Source organism: Nitrosomonas sp. (assembly GCF_040256045.1).
Lineage (GTDB): Bacteria > Pseudomonadota > Gammaproteobacteria > Burkholderiales > Nitrosomonadaceae > Nitrosomonas.
The window spans coordinates 1-3,606 of the sequence record NZ_JBDZWD010000093.1 but is presented as its reverse complement, the minus strand read 5'-3'; the positions used below and the strand labels follow the sequence as shown (position 1 = coordinate 3,606).

The window sequence follows — 3,606 nt, the reverse complement described above, 5'->3', positions numbered from 1 at the left end:
ATGAATCACATGGGGAATGGCCGCTCTCAGGTAGTAGATCATCGACCACAATGTCAGAATGGCTGCTATGTAAATCAGCCAAGTGCCAGCCGTCTGTGAATCGAATGCGTCATCGATTCTGTCGTGGTAGAGCAGCAGGGGAATTGCCACCATCTGTGCAGCCGTTTTGATCTTCCCCAGAAAAGATACCGCCACACTCTTGGATTTGCCAATTTGCGCCATCCATTCTCGCAATGCGGAAATCGTAATTTCACGACCTATGATAATTAAGGCAATCGGGGCATCGAGCCGGTCCAGATAGACCAGCACGATCAGTGCAGCAGCCACCATCAGTTTATCTGCCACCGGATCGAGAAAAGCACCAAATGCGGAAGTCTGGTTGAGCACCCGCGCCAGGTAGCCATCCAGCCAGTCGGTCAACGCGGCGCCGGCAAATACGATGGTGGCAACCAGATTCTGTGTAGCCGGAGACATCCAGTCCGTCGGCAGATAAAAAATACCGACAAACAGGGGAATTGCCATGATACGCAGCCACGTCAGAAAATTGGGAAGATTCATCAGCATAACCAAACGCACTCCAGTCTGTTTTCATCCTGTCAGGTTTAATCCACGATTACCAGATTCACCACATATTTTTCCTGCTTCATTCTCGTTTTTTCTGGCGGGAATCCGCTGCGTCAGATTCAGCAGAGGCATTCCCGGAAGCATGTAACAACGACTGAACCGCCGTATTCCAGCCGGTATACAACCGCTTTCTTTCAGCTTCCGTCATCTCAGGAGTGTAGATTATATCCCGCTGCCAGTAATATTCAGTTGTTTCCAGTCCGGCAAACAGGCCTACCGCCAATCCAGCCAGAATCGCCGCGCCCAATACCGTTGCTTCCGTTACTTTCGGCACTTCCACCGACCTGTTCAACATGTCAGCGAGAAACTGGCACATGAATCCGTTTGCCACCAGTCCGCCATCCACACGGATGACTTCGGCCTGATAGCCGCCATCCTCCTCTATTGCCGCCATTAGATCCAGGGTCTGGTAGCCCTGTGCTTCCAGTGCGGCACGGATGATATGCGCCCGGGTCGTCTCACGCGACAACCCGCTGATCATGCCACGCACATCCGGTCGCCAGTAGGGTGCGCCCAGGCCGGTAAAAGCAGGTACGAAATATACTTCATTACTGTCCGGTACACTGCGCGCCAGTGCCTCACTGGCAGCCGCATCCTGAAAAAATTCCAGCCCGTCCCGCAGCCACTGAATCGCTGCACCCGCAACGAAAATCGATCCTTCAACAGCATAAACCATTCTGCCATTCAGACGATACGCCGGTGTGGTCAGCAAACGATGCTGTGAAAGCCTGAAATCCGGGCCGATATTCATGAGTGCAAAACAACCGGTACCGTAGGTGGATTTGACCATGCCCGGCCGGAAGCACCTTTGCCCGATCAGCGCTGCGTGCTGATCCCCCGCCATGCCACCGACAGGGATTTCCCGACCGAATAAAACCGGGTCGGTCATCCCGAACCCGGCAGCATTATCGCGGACTTCCGGCAGAATCGCTGCCGGAATATCGAACAATGCCAGCAGATCCTCATCCCACTGCTGCTCGACAATATTGAACAACAGCGTCCGCGCAGCATTCGTCACATCGGTAGCATGTACCCGGCCGCCTGTCAGATGCCAGAGCAGATAGCAATCGATCGTACCAAACGCCAGTTCACCTCGCACTGCCCGGGCACGCACGCCTTCAACGTTATCCAATATCCAGGCAATCTTGGTTGCAGAAAAATAGGGATCAAACAACAGGCCGGTCCGGGCTGTTACCATCGGCTCAGATCCTTGCGCTCTCAATCGTTCGCAAATGGTATTGGTACGGCGATCCTGCCAGACAATGGCAGGATAAACAGGTTTGCCGGTATTACGATCCCATAAAATAGTCGTTTCGCGCTGGTTGGTGATGCCAATCGCAACAACTGCTTCCGCCCTGCCAGTATTGTGCTCCAGAACCGTGCGGCAGACTTCAAGCGTATCCTGCCAGATAGTTTCGGGATTCTGCTCGACCCAACCCTTGCGGGGATAATGCAGCTTCAGCTCTTTCTGTTGCACTGCAAGAATTTCCAATTCCGCCGAAAATAGAATGGCACGAGTACTGGTCGTCCCCTGATCGATTGCCAGAATCGTCGGTTGATCATTCATAGCCAGTTTTATGCGAAAAAACAGAAAGCATCATTTGAAAATCACCAGATAGTGCCTGCCTTCATCGGCATGGAATCTCCCGGGAAAAAGCTCGTTTACCGGTAATATTCACCGGAACGCTCCGGCTGATAAGTCACTTCCACGATGCGTACACGCAATACGCCTCCACCTGGTTTGGGCCACTCGATTTCATCTCCCTGCGAAAGCCCCAGCAGCGCGCTCCCCACTGGAGCAAGAATCGAAATCTTTTCCCCACTGGTATCGACATCCTTCGGATAAACCAGCGTCAAGCAGAATTCTTCGGCAGATGATTCAACTCTGAATCTGACAGTTGAATTCATTGTCACAACGGTAGGCGGAATTTCCTTTGGATCCACCACTTCTGCCCGGGCAAGTTCGGCTTCCAGATCATCCCTGCCTGGAAACGCATTGTGCGATAGGGATTCCAGCAACATTTCCAAACGCTCTGCATCAAGCGAAGAAATCATGATTTTGGGTTTGACACTCATTTTAATTCCTCGTATTAGATCATCCACATGAATCATTGCAGAAAAAACCACGGCTTCAGGTAGAAGCACTCTTCCTGAAATGGCTCTGCAAATGGAAATAACGGATTGACGGACACAACTGCTCTGCGTTGCATCCGTTATAGAGAACTAAGTTACACTTGAAAAGAAGAGATGAAAAGCCGGGAAATCTCTTGCACCTGCCAACTATACAACTAAACTCGCCCGGTTCCTGTCAACGCAGTATAGCCTACCACCTCGCTATTGACCAGCACAGGCCAGCCTTCAGATTTCACTCTCACTGCGTGTGGAAAAACGATATCCCGCTCCTCTGACTGTCTGCACAAGATCAGCTTTTCCTGCTACATCCAGCGCCTTGCGCAACCGGCGTATATGCACATCAACCGTACGATCTTCGACAAAAACATGATCTCCCCACACCCGATCCAGCAACTGTGCACGAGTATGCACACGTTCAGCATGTGCCATCAGAAAATGTAACAGACGATATTCGGTAGGACTGAGCAGCAACTCTTTCTCGCGCGTATCATCGTTCAGATCGGTAACAGTCACCCGGTGTGTCATCGGGTTGATCTGCACTCCCCCGATATCGAGAATTTCATCGGAAGCTTCGGGCAGGCTCCGGCGTAATACTGCTTTTATCCGTGCAATCAACTCACGCGGGGAAAACGGCTTGGTGACGTAATCATCCGCCCCGGTTTCCAATCCGATCACTTTATCTCTTTCATCTACCCGGGCAGTCAGCATGATGACGGGAATCGGTTTGGTACGCGGATCGCGTCGCAGCGATCGCGCCAATTCAATACCGCTTTTTCCAGGGAGCATCCAATCCAGCAATACCAGATCAGGCAGTACCTCATTCACCATCGCTGCTGCCTGCTCGGCACT

At 51.9% G+C, this 3,606-nt stretch carries 4 protein-coding genes; all 4 read right to left on the bottom strand.

Features of this window, described 5'->3' with window-relative positions:
• Positions 1 to 564, bottom strand: a 564-nt coding sequence (gene pgsA, locus ABUL11_RS11135; RefSeq protein ID WP_350283923.1) for a CDP-diacylglycerol--glycerol-3-phosphate 3-phosphatidyltransferase, incomplete at its 3' end; no start/stop codon positions are given.
• A gap of 79 nt (positions 565 to 643) precedes the next feature.
• On the bottom strand, positions 644 to 2,191 hold the full coding sequence (gene glpK, locus ABUL11_RS11130; RefSeq protein WP_350283922.1) for a glycerol kinase GlpK: 1,548 nt from the start codon (positions 2,189 to 2,191) through the stop codon (positions 644 to 646).
• A 95-nt stretch (positions 2,192 to 2,286) separates the two neighbouring features.
• A complete protein-coding gene (rnk, locus tag ABUL11_RS11125; protein ID WP_350283921.1) occupies positions 2,287 to 2,700 on the bottom strand; it encodes a nucleoside diphosphate kinase regulator in 414 nt (137 codons plus the stop codon).
• A 282-nt stretch (positions 2,701 to 2,982) separates the two neighbouring features.
• On the bottom strand, positions 2,983 to 3,606 hold a 624-nt coding region (gene phoB / locus ABUL11_RS11120; protein WP_350283920.1), incomplete at its 5' end, for a phosphate regulon transcriptional regulator PhoB.

Excerpts from the sequence above, each read along its gene's own strand:
- glpK (WP_350283922.1), bottom strand. The coding sequence starts at position 2,191 with ATGAATGATCAACCGACGATTCTGGCAATCGATCAGGGGACGACCAGT.
- rnk (WP_350283921.1), bottom strand. The coding sequence starts at position 2,700 with ATGAGTGTCAAACCCAAAATCATGATTTCTTCGCTTGATGCAGAGCGT.